The following is a 1,408-nucleotide window of genomic DNA, read 5'->3' as shown; positions in this document are numbered from 1 at the left end:
TAACAGTAAGGCTTTTAGGGGGATTATATGAAATATACATGTCCATGTTGTGGTTATAAAACCTTAGAAGAGGAACCACCAGGTACATTTGACATTTGCAGTATCTGTTTCTGGGAAGATGATAACGTTCAATTTGATGATCCTGATTATGAAGGTGGAGCGAATGAAGAGTCTTTGAGACAATATCAAAAAGCCTTTTTCATGAGGCATTTTTAATCGAAACCTAACCAATAAAAATGAACGTGATCCAAGCTGGAGACCGTTTTTCGAAAAGTAATGTTTGTTACGCTCGTCAACTAATGGATACCTTTATTCCATAAAAATTGAGTTTTAAACGACTTTATTATTGCTAAATTTTTTAAAATTAGAGAAGGATAAATAAAATTAAACAATTATTTTAAACATCGTTTGATTGTTCAAACGGTGTTAAGCGCGTTTATAGCGTAGAAATTAAACAACTTTATTATCATTACACATGTTGAAAAACCGAAGTTTGGCCGCAAACTTCGGTTTCGTTTATATAGAGCATGAATCATTTCGATTCCTTTAATCGTATAAGAAGCATGACGGAGATTTTGAAATCCTGTAGATTTAGCAAACGGTATGAATTTTTTTTAATGTGTAAATAACTTTCTTTTCTATTAATATAATCCCTATTTATTTTTCTTTTTCACTTTGTTCTTTGAGATATGCTTTTTCTTCTTTCTGAGTAGCTAATCTTATCGCTTCTCCACCAATTTCCCCAACATTTTCACCACCCTCTCGCTCCCATATATAATTATGTTCCCCGACTGCTTGAGAGAAATCTCCTTTTTCCCAACGTTCTAGAATATCAGCATACTTTTCTTTGTTAGGCATTTTATCGCTCTGGTCTAACATATGCCGAAGCTTTTTTATATTATTAGGAGACATTAAGATAAAGCCGGATTTTTTATCAGCTATTACTTTTTGATGCAACATTTTATGCATAGAATCCATCATGATTCCCTCGGCGTTGACCACTTCGTCAATGCTCTCACCTTTAGCAACTTTTTTTTGTCACTTTCGTTATTAAAAAACGTTCCTCCCATGCATCCTATAAATACACTTAATATCACGGTACCCATTGCAATAATCGAAATTCTGGTCCACTTATTCAACTTTTACACCCCTTTATTTAGCATTTAATCCATTTCTAATCTAACTCTTATAAATAGCATTATTATTTAAGTCTCATAAAAATTGGAGCAAAAACACGCTCTCTATTTTACAATTTATATTTTTTCACTTAGTTCGATATAATTAATTAGTGTTGAACATAGCTGGTACGGGAGCTGCATCAAATCTAGCTACGAAATAAAGTTTGATTAAAAACACTTCGTAAATCCGTATTTCACTATAAGTAAAAAGAAACCATTCATTCCAAAGA

At 32.4% G+C, this 1,408-nt stretch carries 3 pseudogenes; 1 reads left to right on the top strand and 2 read right to left on the bottom strand.

The window, feature by feature from the left end:
• Positions 1-27 precede the first annotated feature (27 nt).
• Positions 28-277: pseudogene (locus tag HRG09_RS28075) on the top strand (CPCC family cysteine-rich protein).
• Positions 278-416: 139 nt separating this feature from the next.
• On the opposite strand, the pseudogene HRG09_RS29300 reads toward HRG09_RS28075, so the two are convergent.
• A pseudogene (locus HRG09_RS29300) lies at positions 417-599 on the bottom strand (hypothetical protein); the annotation flags it as partial.
• 58 nt (positions 600-657) lie between these two features.
• Positions 658-1,139: pseudogene (locus tag HRG09_RS28070) on the bottom strand (DUF6241 domain-containing protein).
• Positions 1,140-1,408: the final 269 nt, after the last annotated feature.

It is taken from the genome of Bacillus sp. Xin1, from assembly GCF_013314535.1.
Taxonomy (GTDB): domain Bacteria; phylum Bacillota; class Bacilli; order Bacillales; family Bacillaceae_G; genus Bacillus_A.
The sequence above is the reverse complement of the archived record's forward strand: the minus strand, read 5'-3'. Positions and strand labels throughout refer to the sequence as shown.